This window comes from Xenorhabdus sp. TS4 (assembly GCF_014467265.1).
In the GTDB taxonomy this organism is placed as follows: Bacteria; Pseudomonadota; Gammaproteobacteria; order Enterobacterales; family Enterobacteriaceae; genus Xenorhabdus; species Xenorhabdus ehlersii.
This window is the reverse complement of the sequence record NZ_NKHQ01000078.1, coordinates 46,802-62,479: the sequence shown is the minus strand read 5'-3', so window position 1 is coordinate 62,479 and position 15,678 is coordinate 46,802. Positions and strand designations below refer to the sequence as shown.

Sequence of the window (15,678 nt, the reverse complement as noted above, 5' to 3'; positions counted from 1 at the left end):
TGATTCTAATGCAATTAACCCCAGTGCAATTAACTTCAACCTAAGGCAGAGATAAGACGAGCAATGATCCATATAACCTCAATATCTAATCCTCGGCTGGCTCAGGCCTTTATTGATTATATGGCGACGCAGGGCATTCATTTGACCATGCGGCCCACCAATGAGCCACCATTAGTTGAACTCTGGTTAAAGGATGATAGCCAACTCAGTCAGGTTGAAGAGGAACTTCGCCACTTTGCTCACGATCCACTCAATGAACGCTATCAAGCTGCCAGTTGGCAAACAGGTAAATCTGTCAGCGTCTTCAAGTATCATAACAATCTGAATTTGAGTACGCTCAAAAGCCAGTCAGGCCCACTGACTATTGCCATAACCCTGCTCTGCATCCTCGTTTACCTCTGGATGGCAATGGCAGGCATACCGGATGTTATGAACTGGTTAGCATGGCCAACCAACAGTGATCAATATCTGGAGTTATGGCGCTGGATAAGCCCGGCTCTATTGCATTTCTCTCTGACACACCTGCTCTTTAACCTTGCCTTATGGTGGTATTTCGGCAGCCAGGTAGAGCGAAAGATTGGGGGCTGCAAACTGTTTGAAATCACGATAGTGTCAGCAATTTTCAGTAGTTGGGCACAATCATTATTCAGCGGATCTGATTTCGGGGGGTTATCCGGTGTCGTCTACGCACTGATCGGGTATGTTTGGCTAACAGGTGAAATCTCCCCAAAACGTGGGATCAGTGCTCCCAGAGGGTTAATTGCCATCTCTGTCATTTGGTTGTTGGTAGGCTATTTCGATCTATTTTCATTAAACATCGCCAATGCCGCCCATGTTGCAGGATTAATCATCGGGTTATTAATGGGGTTATGGGATAATTTGCGTAAACAAAAAAACCAAAAAATGCCAAATAAGCCCCAATAGGTTTCAAATTTCAGCATCGGCTTGAAATAGAAAGGCGATAATTTTGGCCAACTATAATCCATCTATGCATATATTAGGGGAATTTTGTGAAGCAAACTCAGCGACATGATGCAATAATCGAGCTGGTGCGCCTTCAAGGTTATGTCAGCACTGAAGAGCTGGTTGCACATTTTGATGTTAGCCCGCAAACTATTCGACGTGATTTAAATGATCTCGCAGATAAAAATAAAATCCAGCGTCATCACGGCGGAGCCGCTTTGCCATCCAGCTCCGTCAACACAGCCTACCATGACCGCAAGATCATGTGGTCGGATGAAAAAGCCCGCATTGCACAACAAGTTGCCACCCAAATTCCAAACGGCGCAACCCTGTTCATCGATATTGGAACAACACCAGAGGCTGTAGCACATGCCCTGCTCAACCATCGCGATTTACGGATTGTCACCAACAATCTCAACGTCGCAACTCTGTTTATGGGTAAAGAAGATTTCCGCCTGATTTTAGCGGGTGGTGAAGTACGCTCCCGCGATGGCGGCATCATTGGTGAAGCAACGCTAGACTTTATTTCCCAGTTCCGTCTTGATTTCGGCATTCTTGGGATCAGCGGCATTGATAGTGATGGTTCACTGCTGGAATTCGATTACCACGAAGTTCGTACCAAACGTGCCATTATCGAAAACTCCCGCTGTGTCATGCTGGTTGCCGATCATTCAAAATTCGGCCGCAATGCCATGGTGAATCTTGGTAACATGAACCTGATTGATTTTTTGTTCACTGATAAAGCACCTCCTTCCGGCGTCCAGAAAATTATCGAACAACATAACGTTAAGCTGGAGTTGTGCTAACCACTTTTTAGGTAGAATGCTGCAATAATATCCCCACCTGATATTCTGGTGGGGTTAGTTCCCACTAATATTTCCCCCTCAAATTTGTATCCCCAAAAATCCTTATTAATCTTATGTATATAATAAGGTTTTGTTACTTCTATCACGTGAATATGATTTTTCTGAGTTAATGGTTGGCGACTGATGAATTTTTGATTACAATTCTTGAGCGAAAACGAACATTAAAGAACTGTTTCGAACATTTCAAAGGGGATGCGATGGAAACCAAAGACTTGATTGTAATCGGCGGCGGAATTAACGGCGCTGGTATTGCGGCAGATGCTGCTGGCCGGGGACTTTCTGTCCTACTGTTGGAAGGTCAAGATTTGGCCAGTGCAACTTCGTCTGCCAGCTCCAAGCTGATCCACGGTGGTTTACGCTATCTGGAACATTATGAGTTTCGTTTGGTCAGTGAAGCACTGGCAGAACGTGAAGTGCTTTTAAAACTGGCTCCCCATATTGCATTCCCGATGCGTTTTCGCCTGCCACATCAACCACACTTACGCCCAGCGTGGATGATCCGCATTGGCCTGTTCTTGTATGATAACTTAGGCAAACGCGTTAGCTTACCAGGCAGTAAGGGGCTGAAATTTGGCACAAACTCGGTACTGAAACCATCTATCACCCGTGGCTTTGAATATTCCGACTGTTGGGTTGACGATGCGCGTCTGGTGGTTCTGAACGCACAGGAAGTGCAGAAACACGGCGGTGAAGTACGTACCCGCACCCAGGTAACCCGTGCATGGCGAGAAAATGGCTATTGGATGGTTGAAGCCACAAACCTCAAAACTGGCGAAACCAATACGTGGCGCGCGAAAGGTTTGGTTAACGCAACCGGCCCGTGGGTGAAAAATTTCTTTGATAACGGTCTGCAACTGAAATCGCCTTATGGCATCCGTCTGATCAAAGGCAGTCATATCGTTGTGCCTCGCGTTCACGATGAACCGCAGGCTTATATTCTGCAAAATGAAGACCATCGCATCGTGTTCGTTATTCCATGGAATGATGAATTTTCGATTATCGGCACGACGGATGTTGAATACAAAGGCGATCCTAAAGAAGTCAAAATTGACGATAAAGAGATCGGCTATTTACTAAAAGTCTATAACGACCACTTTAAGAAACAACTTGGTCGCGATGATGTTGTCTGGACTTACTCTGGCGTTCGTCCTCTGTGTGATGATGAATCCGATTCACCACAAGCGATCACCCGTGATTACACACTGGATGTTCAGGATGAGCAAGGCCAGATGCCATTACTCTCCGTATTTGGCGGTAAGCTAACAACTTATCGTAAACTGGCTGAACACGCTATGGATAAACTGGTGCAATACTACCCTAACGCGGGCAAGGCATGGACCAAAAATGGCAAGTTACCGGGTAGTGAGCTGGAAGGCTGTGATCGCGATGGTTATGCACGTCTGTTGCGTCAGCGTTATAACTGGCTGCCAGAAGGCATAGCACTGCGTTATGCTCGTACTTACGGCAGCAACAGCCAATTCATCCTGCAAGGCGCAGAAGCGCTGGCCGATCTCGGTGAATGTTTCGGTCATAATTTGTATGAAGCTGAACTGCGTTATTTGGTTAAACACGAATGGGTAATCGAGCTAGATGATGCTATCTGGCGCCGAACCAAACTGGGTATGTGGCTCACTGATGAACAAAAACAGCGTGTAGCTGACTGGCTGGCACAAAACGCCAAAGCCGCTTAATTGCAAGATTGATTTTGAAAATGGCGATAGAAATTATCGCCATTTTTCATTTTGATTTATTTCTATCATATAAGTTTTTTCTCGCTCATCAACATCCGCAAACGACCATAAACTTTCGAAATCAACCATCCCTATTTTCCATCGCAATTTCCTTATTTTTTATTTAATTCAACTGGTTATTTAATGCACATATTTTTGTCGCCGTGATAGTATGTTAGAAATCAAATTGGGAGATATCCATGTTAACGATTCGGGATGCAACGATAAAAGACGCTACACGACTATCCTGGCTACTGGAAACAAGCTATCGTTTTCACTTTTCTTATTTATGGCATGACCAAGATGAACTGGAAGAATATATTGCGGGAGAATGTTCCATAGAGAAAATATTGACTTCATTACAATCTCCCGACCATAAATGGTTTATTGCTGAATCCCAGCATGCTATTGGCTCAAATATAATTACTCCCCAAAATACAAGCTATGCCAACATTGTTGGATTCAGTAAAATAATTTTAAACCAACCTGTTCCTGATAAAGATTTTACTGGCATTTATTTACATAAGCTCTACCTGATGCCAAAACTAACCAGACAAAAATATGGCGATCACTTATCAGAAAGGGGCTAAAGCGACAAAAAGATATTATTTTTTCCAGCGCAAAACAGCAAAGTATTATGCATATAATGACTAAGAAGCTATCCAATTCGTAAATCAAAAGTCTAGACCGCAGACTCTGTAACTCCAGCAACTTTTAATTTATATATTTTTCATCTTTCTAAAAACAATCTGATTGCTCCAGCAATTAGAAATTTATTAGGTATATATAAATAAACAACTTAAAATATAAACCTAATTTATTATTGGTTATAACAACAGAATCAGCTAAATTTTAATGATCTTAAATAAGATACATTCCATAATATATTTTATTGATTCACGCAAGGATAACGTGCAGAATATAGCCTAATTATTCTGTAGCGTGATAAATAGTATAGCAAAAATCACCATCTATACAGAAAAATACAGTGAGCGGGCATAGATAATACCCTCACCTGCCCTATATTCTCCCATGATGGCAATTTTTATATCTTCAATGCAAAATTAAAATATATATTCAAAATACTGATAATATTAAACTTTATTATTTTTTAAATTTTCATTTTTTTTGTAATTGTGATATTAATCTCTTTTCTTTAATTCGCTTATTGCGATTTATGTTCAATTTTATGAATATAAATGAGAATGGATAAGAACTTGTAATGATGAGTCAAACATTCATTAAGAAAGAGGGGATCGCACAGTCATTTCTGGCTCGTTACCTCCTCTCTGAACAATGCGGTAACCGCCTGAAAACCATAGAATCATTGGCTAAAGAATGTGGATTGTCCGTGGGTTTGATGCAAGCAGCATTAAAATCTCTTGAACAGGCACAGGTGGTTGGAATTAAGCGTCGTGGTCGCAGTGGTAGCTTTCTTGTACAGATAAACCACAAATTACTGTTGCAGTATGCCGATATTGGCAATGTGGTTTGTGCGATGCCGCTCCCGTATACCCGTGCTTATGAAGGGCTGGCAAGTGGTTTAAAAGCATTGTGTGCAAGTGTTCCCTTTTACTTTGCACACATGCGTGGCTCAGATATCCGCATTGAATGTTTACTGAATGGTGTTTACAACTTAGCGGTAACATCAAGACTTGCCGCAGAGCAGCACCCAGAAAATAAAGATCTATATATTGCGCTTTCACTAGGGACACAAAGTTATACGGACAGGCATAGGTTAATCTTTCGCAATGGCGAAATGGAATCAATTCGTCGCGTTGGGTTAGATAGCACCTCAGCAGACCAAAAAATAATGACAAAACAATACTTTGCTGACAAAGAGATTGAATTGGTCGAGGTCTCCTATCATGAATGCCTAAATCAAATCATAAAAGGCCATATTGATGCGGCCATCTGGAACGTTGGACAGGGCCATGAACTCATAGCACAAGGCCTGATGACCCAACTCCCTGACAACAGTGAGTGTTTTATCAAGGCTTCTGAAGCCGTTATCCTTACCCGCAAGGATAATATCCCTATCCAGCAACTCCTGCATACTATGATTGATCGGGATCTATTGCTGACCCATCAACAAAACGTAGTAGCAGGCACCATCGAACCCGTTTATTGAACCAAAATAGACTGTTGATTAACACCTACGTATAACAAAAAGCAATGATAGAACAACGGCTAACTATCCTGCTACAAGGTGGCGTTATCGATCAAGATATCTACGATAACATGCTGGAAGTTGTGCATGTTCTGGAAGATATCTGGCTCATCCCTATCCGTCATCCACAAGGCGAAATGGCGCTTACCCATATGGCAAGTGCTTTCATGCGCTCACGCCGTGGTGAAAGAGTAGCCCCATTGGATAAAGAAATATTGGCAAAACTCGAGCAATCTGAATACTACGATCAATTACTCACAATGCATCACTCTCTAATCAAAAAATTTACCGTAGCCTTACATCCCAATGAGGAAGGCTATCTGTTGGTAAATTTATATGGTTTAATATTTTCACTCGAAAGAGGTTAGTTTTTGATTCTCATAAAAAATATTCAAAAAAATGAAGATTTACCTGCAAAAAATTTTGATTTCACACAGCTTTGCTGCTTTGCAGCCATGAAGGGATCCCTATGTTTATTGAGGCATTAAAAAAACAGAACCCCAAATTGATTGAAGTTGCAAAAGACCTTTGGCAACAAGGTGCAATCTTGCCAGATACCTACATCATTGATGTCGATCAGGTTTTAGACAATGGCCGACGCTTGCTGCAAGCTGCAGAGCAATATGACATTGAGCTCTATTTGATGACCAAACAAATTGGACGTAACCCATGGCTGACCCAAAAATTGCTTGAACTCGGTTATCGTGGTGTCGTGGCTGTTGATTTCAGGGAAGCCTATAGCCTAAGCCAGCATGGTATTCCACTGTGCCACATCGGTCATTTGGTGCAGACACCAACCCATTTAATAGAGACCATGCTCAAACACAGTCCAGGTATCATTACCGTGTTTTCCCTTGAAAAAGCCCAAACCATTTCGGATATTGCGGAAAAATTGGGGCGAATTCAGCCCATCATGCTGAAAATATTTGATAAACGAGATATCACCTTTTCCGGCCAAGAAGCAGGTATCACCTTTAATGACCTAGACACCGTCGTCGATGCCTTAAAGCGCATGCCAGGCATAAAATTGAGTGGGCTGACGCATTTTCCTTGCCTGTCATGGGATTCACGGTATCAAATAACCTTACCCACCACCAATTTGCTCACCCTCATTCGGGCGCGGAACCGACTGGAACAACTCGGCATCAAACTTTCACAAATCAATGCTCCGGCGGCCTCAAGCTGTAACACCATACCATTACTGGCCAAATATGGTGCCACCCACCTGGAACCAGGACATGCTTTGACCGGAACCATCCCCGCCAATGTCTGCGGCCGAGAGCCGGAACATATTGCGATGGTCTATCTCACAGAAGTTTCCCATCACTATGATGGTCATAGTTACTGCTATGGTGGCGGATATTATAAACGCGGGCATATGAAACATGCATTGGTTCTTCCTGAACGCACCATCCCTTCTGGTATCATCCCGGCTAAAAAAGTACGCATACTGCGTCTGGGTGAACCTTGCATTGACTACCATCTTCCATTGGCAGGCATTCACCCTATTGGTAGCCCAGTGATCATGTGTTTTCGCCCTCAGATTTTCACAACGCGCAGCGATGTTGCCCTTATTTCAGGTATTCAATCTGGCTCTCCAAAACTTGAAGGTATTTATGACAGTCAAGGAAATTGGAAAAATAGTGGTTATTCTAACTAATCCCCCAATAAGGGTATTACAAATAAGATCATTCCATCATTAAATAATATTATTTCCGCTATAACGGAATTACCGCATGATCCGGCCGTTTGGCAATAAAGGCAAATAACTTGATTGATGTTTCAGGCTATACCTATGTACATGAGCACTTGCATATCGATCTCTCTGATGTGAAAGGAAACCTGGATTGTCGATTGGATCAATACGATCTGATCGTAGGAGAACTTCGTCACCTCTACATCCTTGGGGTAAGAAACATCGTGGAGATGACCAATCGTTACATGGGTCGCAACGCAGCTTTTCTGCTGGATCTGATGCGTGATACCCGTATCAATATCATTGCCTCGACGGGCTACTATAAACAACCATTCTTCCCTGCTCATTTCAGAGAGTTAAGTGTACAGGCTATCGCCGATGACATGATCGCTGAAATTGAAATTGGCATTGATGGCACCGCATTAAAAGCAGGGGTAATTGCAGAAATTGGTTCTAGTCTCGATCAAATCACGAAAGATGAGCAAAAGGTGTTCACCGCTGCGGCATTGGCACACCAGGCTACAGGCTGTCCCATTTCCACCCACACCACATTAAGCACAATGGGACGTGAGCAGTTGGCGCTGCTAAAGGAGTTTGGCGTTTCCCCTGAATATGTGGCTATCGGTCATTGTGATCTGAGAGATAATCTGGACACCATTATTCCGCTGCTAGAGGCCGGAGCATGGGTACAATTCGATACAATCGGCAAGAATAATTACTATCCCGACAGTCGACGCATTACCATGTTGCAAGAAGTTGCCAAGCGTCGGCTACTTGATCGGGTCATGCTTTCCCAAGATATCACGCGTCGATCTCATTTGAAAAACAATGGAGGAAATGGCTTCGATTACTTGCTAACCGTATTCGTTCCCATGTTACTGGAAGCTGGTTTTTGCCAAAAACAGATAGACCAAATGCTGCGTGATAATCCTGCACAATTTTTCCAAGGCAAGATTAAATAAAAAATAAACATATAAAACAGAAAGTTAAAATAAGCTAATTCTAAAAACATCGCTTTTTCAAAAAGCAATCCGATATGAAGATACAAAGAGAGAGATAACAGCATGAGATTTGTCATTGGTGGACAAATAGAGAAACAGGCAATAGCCGAAGGTATTCGTCAATTGGCAGGCAATAAAGCCACTGCTATTACCATCATGAATGATATTGACGCGGCGATGGCAATTAAAAATGGCGAAGCGGATTACTATTTTGGCGCATGCAATACGGGTGGTGGAGGTGCGCTGGCAATGGCAATTGCTCTTATTGGACTAAATCAATGTGCCACCATCGGAATGCCGGGAAAAATCTTGTCTAATGACGAGATCATCGCCCATGTGAAAGCAGGCAAGAAGGCATTTGGTTTTACAGGCCAGGATATTGATATCGTCCTGCCTGTGATCATCAGTACCATCATCTCACTGTAAGGAGGCAATCATGCAACATTTCCATAATTTCCTGCTGAGATTGATGGAAGTCGATCCTTTTAAGGCAGGGTTATTGGCAGCCATTGGCGCCATTGCCGCTATGATGGCAAACCGTGGTATCGCTGTTTTCCACGATGGCTTGCGCCCACTTTTGCCGGAATACCTTGAAGGTCGCATGAGCCGCAAAGCGCTTGCCGCAACCAGTTTCGCACTGAGCATTGGTTTGGTTGTCGGTTTTGGCATTCCCTTTTCACTCACCGCCCCAATTGTCTTGGTTCACAGCCTGTTACTCGGTACAGACATGATCGGGATTTGGTGTGCCAACAGCCGGAGAGGCTTTATCGCCTCTGGCATCATTGGTGCCTTATATGCTATCGCGTTGCTGGCTGGGCTGCGTTCGGTGGTGGAACTGTTTGCCATGTTGCCTGTCAATTTCACCAATGACCTCAAGAAAGTGGGCGATCCGATTGTGGCCTGTTTTGCCTTGTTTCCTGCGATGGTCGTCGGCTATCAATATGGCTATCGCAAAGGGCTTTTGGTCATGTTCACCGCACTGGTCGGCTATCTGGCAACCAAGGCCATTGGCCCATTGAGCTTTAGAGGGATGATCGAAAAACCCGTCAGCATTGACCCTAACGGAGCTGCACTATTGCTGTCGATGATTGCCATGTTCTACTTTGCAATGCGTGAACGCCCAACGCAGTCAGCGGAGCAAAAAGGCGCCAACGAAGTCTTAGTCGGCCTATTTTCCACCCGTATAGAACGTATCCAGAAAAATAAATGGCTGCTAATCCTGTGCGGCGGCCTCACCGCCAGTGCCGCCACCATGTCTTTTAGCCTGCTGGCGGAAGGGCCTGTTTCCCTGCAACTCATGGCGCAAGGTGAACAGACCAATGCATTGCTGGTAGCACTGGCACGTGCCATCAGCTTTATCCCATTAGTGGGCACGACGGCTATAGCCACAGGCGTTTATAGCCCAAATGGCATGAAATTTGTGTTTGTGGCAGGACTGGCAACCAACAATCCGTGGATTGCCTTTGTCGCAGGCGGCATCACCATGTTCATTGAAATCCAGCTACTGGCAAAAATCGCTATCTGGTTGGATAAATACCCTGGGGTGAAAGCATGCAGCGGACATATTCGTACCGCGATCACCAAAATGCTCGAAGTGGCCTTGCTGGTTGGTGCGATGATTGCCTCCAACGCTATTCTGCCGGGCATGGGCTTTATGATCGTAGCAGGTATCTATCTGCTTAACCGTACATCCAAACGTCCTTTAGTGGAAATGGCTATCGGCCCAATAGCAACAATCATTGTGGGCATTCTGGCAAACTTGCTCTTTCTGCTGGGAATAAAATAAGAAAATGAAAACCTATCCATTGCAAAGCATGACGATGGCACAAGCGCAACAGCAACAATTCAAGTTGGTTGATATTATCTGTCGTCACTTTCCTGGTGCTGATTTTCTTTCGCAAGGTGATCTGGGCTTGGTCCCAGATCTTCACCAACCACGGATGACCCGACGCATTGAAGCGGTGATTGCAGCGTTTTTTGGTGCTGAAACCGCCGCTTTTGTCAATGGAGCAGGAACGGGCGCATTACGTGCGGGGCTGGCCGCTTTGGTCAGCCCCAATTCAACATTACTTGTACATAATGCACCGATTTATCCCACAACCAAGGCATCAATTGAACAAATGGGACTTCGTGTCGTTCAGGCAGATTTCAACCACACAGGGCAAATTGTAGCCGCCATTCAGCAATACCAACCCGCAGCCAGCCTTATTCAACATACACGCCAGAAAATGTTTGACAGTTATTCCCTGCAAGAGGTTATCAGCACCCTGAATCAATATGACATTCCTTCATTAGTCGATGATAACTACGCGGCGATGAAAGTGGCACATATCGGTTGTCAATATGGCGCAACCCTTTCCACGTTCTCTTGCTTCAAATTATTGGGACCACAAGGCGTTGGGTTAATTGTAGGAAAGCAGGCAATCATTGATAATCTACGCCACAGCATGTACTCCGGTGGCTGCCAGATACAAGGTTATCAGGCAATGGAAGCCCTTCGTGGCATGGTATTCGCACCCGTTATGCACGCCGTACAGGCCGAAGTGAATAACGAACTGGTGACTCGTTTGAATCAGGGAGAGTTGCCACAAGTAAAACAAGCCCTTCTCGCCAACGCACAATCAAAAGTGTTACTCGTAGAATTTCATGATCCCATTGCAGAAAGAGTACTCGCCACAGCCCATATACTCGGTGCACTACCTTATCCGGTAGGTGCAGAATCCAAATTTGAAATCCCACCACTATTTTACCGCATTTCCGACACCTTCCGTCAGACAGATCCCACACTGGAACAACGCATGATCCGCATCAATCCTAACCGTAGCGGCGCAAATACCGTAATACGCATTTTACGGGAAAGCTGCCAATTGAAATAAAAGGGCACAGCCCAAATGGTAAATAGCATAGTTAAAAACAATGCTAATGGATAAACAACAAGTATACAGACACACCATTTTTATCCAGAGAATTCCATTCAAAAAATATTAGATGTAGTTAGATAAATATTACTTGACCTCAAGTTATCTTGAGGTTTTATAGTGTGCCCATTAACCAGGGAAAAAAATAATCAGGATGCTTTTGTTACTTTGGTGAATCATTTGCATCCTTTCCATTTTTAAATGAAAAACAATCATAAAATTTAAAATAAAAACACCCAATGTATTTCAAATTATTTAAAAATTTGAATAAGGAGAATAATAATGTCATTGGAAATGGTTACTGCCTATCGTAAATCGAATGCACTATATGCTTTTGTAGACAGTAAAGCACCATTATACTTAAGTACCCAAGATGGCAAAACCGTGGAACAAATTGCTCAGCTATGCAATGTTTATCAAGATAGATTCCATAATCTATTGAATTACATGCAAAAACTAAATGTGTTAACCAAAAAAGATGATAAATTTTACCTCACTGAACAATGGGCATCACTCAGTGATCCAAATAGCTTTGAAACATTATATATAAAGTTCGAATTAGATCCTGCCTTCTGGAAAGCGTGGTCACAATACAGTGCCTCCTTAAGCAAAACGAATAAAAAATCTGCTTTTGAACTTACCCATCATGAGCCATTTTTTGATTATCTCAATCATGAACAGAATAAAACCATCAAAACGATTTTTGATAATTTATTGGCAAAAATGACTGATAAGATGAATAAACATATTATTGAACATATCCCTCTCAATGGCATTTCTTCATTTATTGATATCGGGGGCGGGGTGGGTTCTTTTGCAAAAAATATAAAAATGCATTATCCACATATCCAATGTCACGTTATGGATCAATATGATTTTACCAAGCAAGAATCAGAAGGGATGACTTTCATTAATGGTAATTTCTTCTCTGCTATTCCATCAGGATATGATGCTTATAGCATAAAAAATGTTTTGGATGATTGGCCAGATAATAAAGCCATTGATATTCTCAGAAATTGCCAGAAAGCAATGCGGGAAGATTCCGTTTTATATGTTATCGATATGATTAAAGAACCAAATGAGGCAGTGTCATTTGATTTATATATAGATACTCTTCTGTTAGGCCGGAAACGGTATCAATCAGAATTTGAATTTATGGCAAAACAGGCTGGATTATCTATTACAAATATCTACAGCTTGAATTTTTCCACAGAAAATGGCTGTTACTATATTATCGAAATGAAAAAGTGAATTTATACTAAAGTGACCGCTGAGGGGCGCTGAGATTATGGCCCCTGCTAAGGCTCATATAATTTTCAGAGAAAAGGCACTGTCTTTTTTCAAATTATAAAAAAAGCAGTGCAGTATAAAACCTAAAGTTAAATTAAGGTTTATAGATATGGAGAAAGATAAATCCATTGATTTTAATCGGGCATTAACTATCGGAGAGGTATCAAAACGTAGCGGAGTTGCTATATCTGCCCTCCACTTTTATGAATCGAAAGGGTTAATCAAAAGTTCACGCAATCAAGGTAACCAACGCCGTTTTCCTTCGATTGTATTACGCTATATTGCGATCATCAAAGTTGCACAAAACACGGGTATCTCTCTGAAAGAGATAAAAAAAGCACTAGATCAGTTTCCACCTGATAGTAAATTGACAGCCGAACAGTGGTTAACGTTTTCTTTACAATTGCAGGATATTCTGGATCAGCGCATCAAAAAACTCATCCGATTGCGAGATAATTTAGGTCGTTGTATTGGATGTGGATGCCTTTCATTAACAGAATGTCCTTTACGTAATCCGAATGATGTTCTTGGACAAGATGGGGCCGGCCCAAGAATTTTAGAAGAGGATTAAACACGCTGTTCACTCGCATCTTGAGGAAGTCTCCCCCCATTTTGGCGGCTGGCTCTGCTTATCGCAATCTAAAACGAGATTGGATGCTGCCCGCTGGTCTTCATATTGGTCAGAAAGAAATAAGTAGACAGATATACCATTTTTATATTTAGCATGTATTTAATAGCAACATTGGAAAAATTATTCCGAACGTTACAACTCACATATGCTACCGATAAAATCCAGCCTGAATTTAAACTTTAATAAACAGCCTGAGGATTACCGCTGCCCTTGCCTTTGACAAATACCCTCAGGCTCTTCTGTTCCCTTGACTTAACAACGCTTATCCTAAGCCGCAAAATCCCCTTGCTGCCGTTCTACCAACGTCAGGATGCTATAAAGTGCCACCGGCTGTTGTTCCTGATTCAACACCTGCACATCCCACATCACCACACCATGTGGTTTATCTTCTGGCGCCTTCTGGACTTTCTTAATCTTCTTCTTGCAGGTCAAACGAACTTGAATAGTATCGCCAATCTTGACCGGCTCAATGAAACGCAGGTTTTCCATACCATAGTTAGCCAGCACCGGCCCTACCGCACCATCAACGAACAAACCCGCAGCAGCCGATACAACAAAATAACCATGTGCCACGCGCTCGCCAAACAAGGATTCAGCCGCGCCGATTTTATCCATATGAGCGTAAAAATGATCGCCACTCAGGCAGGCGAAATTCACGATATCCGCTTCCGTCACCGTCCGGCGAGCAGTCAGTAAACTTTCACCAATTTCAATTTGTTCAAAGTACTTACGGAATGGATGAATCGGCTCTTCTTTCACTTTCGCGCCACGCACCCACTCACGGCCAATTGCTGCCAGCATACTTGGGCTGCTTTGAATCGCTGTGCGCTGCATATAGTGTTTCACGGCACGCAAGCCCCCCAACTCTTCTCCACCACCAGCACGCCCTGGCCCACCATGTACCAACATGGGCAGCGGGGAGCCGTGTCCCGTGGACTCCGCAGAAGCCGCGGCATCCAGCACTAACATACGGCCATGAGCACACGCTGTCGCTCTGATCACCTGGACTGCAATCTGTTCATCTGCCGTCACCAATGACCCCGCCAAACTACCCTGTCCCATCATCGCCAATGCAATCGCCTGCTCAGTATCCTGATACGCCATTAATGTGGCAACCGGCCCAAAAGCTTCCGTGCTGTGTACCACCTGATTGGTCATTGGATCAGCGCAGTAGAGCAACGTCAGCGGGTAGAATGCACCATTACTGTTGCTATCACCTGTCAGCACCAATTTATCCAGTGAACCACCGTATAAAATCTCACAGCCGCTATTGCGCAATTCGTTGACTCTCGCCTGCACCTCATCACGCTGTTCCAGGTTAATCAACGCCCCCATGCGCACTTCTGGCACAGTAGGATCACCAACTGCCACACCAGATAGCCGCTTGAGCAGCGCTTGTTTGACTGCTTCCATTTGGCTGGCAGGTACAATAACGCGCCGGATAGCCGTACACTTCTGACCGGCCTTCACCGTCATTTCACGAGCAACTTCCTTGATGAAAACGCCAAACTCCGGCATGTCAGGTGTCACATCCTCGCCTAAAATGCAGCAGTTAAGCGAATCTGCTTCCATCGTAAAAGGAATGGATTTTTCTATCAGTCGAGGATGGACACGCAACTTCCGCCCCGTTTGTGCCGAGCCGGTAAACGTCACGGCATCCTGATAATCGAGATGATCAAACAGATCACCAATGCCACCACAGATCAATTGCAATACCCCTTCCGGCACCAGACCACTGTCGATGATCATTCTCACCATCGCCTGTGTCAGTTGAGCGGATGCCGTGGCAGGCTTGATAATCGCTGGCATGCCTGCCATCCATGTTGGTGCCAATTTTTCCAGCATCCCCCAACAAGGAAAGTTAAACGCATTGATATGCAGTGCAACACCGGGACGGGAAGTCAGCACATGGCGTGCCACAAACTGGGATTGTTTAGATAGCGGGATCATCTCATCTTCCGGCCACAGGGTATCATCCGGCAGTTCGCGCCCTGCTAATCCGGCATACGAGAACAGGGTTGCTATGCCCCCCTCAATATCCACCCAACTATCCGCACGGGTTGCGCCTGTTTCTGTGGAAATGGCATACAGTGCTTCTTTGTTGGCGAGCAAGTGTTTTGCAACTGCCTTCATCATCTGCGCACGTTGCTGGAACGTCATCGCAGCCAGCGCCTTTCCCCCTTTTTCACGGGCGTAGACTAAACTTTCTGCCAATGGCAAACCTTCTGAAGATACCTGATACAAAGCTTCGCCGCTTATTGCATGATGAATGGTTCTGGGATCACCTTGCCCATAAACCCAAGCACCACAAATGTAACTCGTTAACTGTTGCATTTTTTTCTCCACCGATTTAACCAATGAAACAATCATTAAGTAATGGAATGCCATTTATGTATCACATATATGATTGACA

Annotated in this window: 14 protein-coding genes; 13 read left to right on the top strand and 1 reads right to left on the bottom strand. The window is 43.9% G+C overall.

Annotated elements, in window-relative coordinates; genetic code table 11:
• Window positions 1–63 precede the first annotated feature (63 nt).
• The 13 genes from glpG to soxR all read left to right on the top strand — a co-directional run bounded on the left by glpG (window position 64) and on the right by soxR (window position 13,205).
• Window positions 64–924, top strand: coding sequence for a rhomboid family intramembrane serine protease GlpG (gene glpG / locus Xets_RS15995; RefSeq protein WP_187652103.1), 861 nt, complete (start codon window positions 64–66; stop codon window positions 922–924).
• 86 nt (window positions 925–1,010) lie between these two features.
• On the top strand, window positions 1,011–1,769 hold the full coding sequence (locus tag Xets_RS15990) for a DeoR/GlpR family transcriptional regulator (RefSeq protein ID WP_099131798.1): 759 nt from the start codon (window positions 1,011–1,013) through the stop codon (window positions 1,767–1,769).
• A 257-nt stretch (window positions 1,770–2,026) separates the two neighbouring features.
• Window positions 2,027–3,520: a glycerol-3-phosphate dehydrogenase gene (gene glpD / locus Xets_RS15985; RefSeq protein ID WP_187652102.1), complete on the top strand. Its 1,494-nt coding sequence runs from the start codon at window positions 2,027–2,029 to the stop codon at window positions 3,518–3,520.
• A 239-nt stretch (window positions 3,521–3,759) separates the two neighbouring features.
• Window positions 3,760–4,149: a hypothetical protein gene (locus Xets_RS15980; RefSeq protein ID WP_255430676.1), complete on the top strand. Its 390-nt coding sequence runs from the start codon at window positions 3,760–3,762 to the stop codon at window positions 4,147–4,149.
• A 632-nt stretch (window positions 4,150–4,781) separates the two neighbouring features.
• Window positions 4,782–5,690: a GntR family transcriptional regulator YhfZ gene (gene yhfZ / locus Xets_RS15975; protein ID WP_187652101.1), complete on the top strand. Its 909-nt coding sequence runs from the start codon at window positions 4,782–4,784 to the stop codon at window positions 5,688–5,690.
• A 44-nt stretch (window positions 5,691–5,734) separates the two neighbouring features.
• Window positions 5,735–6,097 carry a PRD domain-containing protein gene (locus tag Xets_RS15970; RefSeq protein ID WP_099131802.1) on the top strand — a complete coding sequence of 121 codons (363 nt, stop codon included), beginning with the start codon at window positions 5,735–5,737 and terminating at the stop codon, window positions 6,095–6,097.
• 101 nt (window positions 6,098–6,198) lie between these two features.
• Window positions 6,199–7,389, top strand: coding sequence for a YhfX family PLP-dependent enzyme (locus tag Xets_RS15965; RefSeq protein ID WP_120211322.1), 1,191 nt, complete (start codon window positions 6,199–6,201; stop codon window positions 7,387–7,389).
• Between the two features lie 89 nt (window positions 7,390–7,478).
• Window positions 7,479–8,387 (top strand): phosphotriesterase-related protein, encoded by a 909-nt coding sequence (locus tag Xets_RS15960; protein ID WP_099131804.1) that lies wholly within the window; start codon window positions 7,479–7,481, stop codon window positions 8,385–8,387.
• A gap of 102 nt (window positions 8,388–8,489) precedes the next feature.
• Window positions 8,490–8,852: a DUF2620 domain-containing protein gene (locus Xets_RS15955; protein ID WP_099131805.1), complete on the top strand. Its 363-nt coding sequence runs from the start codon at window positions 8,490–8,492 to the stop codon at window positions 8,850–8,852.
• Window positions 8,853–8,862: 10 nt separating this feature from the next.
• Window positions 8,863–10,212, top strand: a complete 1,350-nt coding sequence (locus Xets_RS15950) for a YhfT family protein (protein WP_187652100.1) — start codon at window positions 8,863–8,865, stop codon at window positions 10,210–10,212.
• A gap of 4 nt (window positions 10,213–10,216) precedes the next feature.
• On the top strand, window positions 10,217–11,302 hold the full coding sequence (locus Xets_RS15945) for an aminotransferase class V-fold PLP-dependent enzyme (protein ID WP_099131807.1): 1,086 nt from the start codon (window positions 10,217–10,219) through the stop codon (window positions 11,300–11,302).
• A gap of 324 nt (window positions 11,303–11,626) precedes the next feature.
• Window positions 11,627–12,595 (top strand): methyltransferase, encoded by a 969-nt coding sequence (locus Xets_RS15940; RefSeq protein ID WP_187652099.1) that lies wholly within the window; start codon window positions 11,627–11,629, stop codon window positions 12,593–12,595.
• A gap of 148 nt (window positions 12,596–12,743) precedes the next feature.
• Entirely contained in the window at window positions 12,744–13,205 is a 462-nt protein-coding gene (gene soxR, locus Xets_RS15935) for a redox-sensitive transcriptional activator SoxR (protein WP_099131809.1), read from the top strand.
• Between the two features lie 327 nt (window positions 13,206–13,532).
• Here soxR and paaZ read toward each other — a convergent pair whose 3' ends face one another.
• Window positions 13,533–15,599, bottom strand: coding sequence for a phenylacetic acid degradation bifunctional protein PaaZ (paaZ, locus tag Xets_RS15930; protein WP_187652098.1), 2,067 nt, complete (start codon window positions 15,597–15,599; stop codon window positions 13,533–13,535).
• Between the last annotated feature and the right edge of the window lie 79 nt (window positions 15,600–15,678).

Excerpts from the sequence above, each read along its gene's own strand:
- Xets_RS15970 (WP_099131802.1), top strand. The coding sequence starts at position 5,735 with ATGATAGAACAACGGCTAACTATCCTGCTACAAGGTGGCGTTATCGAT.
- soxR (WP_099131809.1), top strand. The coding sequence starts at position 12,744 with ATGGAGAAAGATAAATCCATTGATTTTAATCGGGCATTAACTATCGGA.
- yhfZ (WP_187652101.1), top strand. The coding sequence starts at position 4,782 with ATGATGAGTCAAACATTCATTAAGAAAGAGGGGATCGCACAGTCATTT.
- Xets_RS15950 (WP_187652100.1), top strand. The coding sequence starts at position 8,863 with ATGCAACATTTCCATAATTTCCTGCTGAGATTGATGGAAGTCGATCCT.
- paaZ (WP_187652098.1), bottom strand. The coding sequence starts at position 15,599 with ATGCAACAGTTAACGAGTTACATTTGTGGTGCTTGGGTTTATGGGCAA.
- Xets_RS15945 (WP_099131807.1), top strand. The coding sequence starts at position 10,217 with ATGAAAACCTATCCATTGCAAAGCATGACGATGGCACAAGCGCAACAG.
- Xets_RS15940 (WP_187652099.1), top strand. The coding sequence starts at position 11,627 with ATGTCATTGGAAATGGTTACTGCCTATCGTAAATCGAATGCACTATAT.
- Xets_RS15955 (WP_099131805.1), top strand. The coding sequence starts at position 8,490 with ATGAGATTTGTCATTGGTGGACAAATAGAGAAACAGGCAATAGCCGAA.
- glpD (WP_187652102.1), top strand. The coding sequence starts at position 2,027 with ATGGAAACCAAAGACTTGATTGTAATCGGCGGCGGAATTAACGGCGCT.
- Xets_RS15965 (WP_120211322.1), top strand. The coding sequence starts at position 6,199 with ATGTTTATTGAGGCATTAAAAAAACAGAACCCCAAATTGATTGAAGTT.
- Xets_RS15980 (WP_255430676.1), top strand. The coding sequence starts at position 3,760 with ATGTTAACGATTCGGGATGCAACGATAAAAGACGCTACACGACTATCC.
- glpG (WP_187652103.1), top strand. The coding sequence starts at position 64 with ATGATCCATATAACCTCAATATCTAATCCTCGGCTGGCTCAGGCCTTT.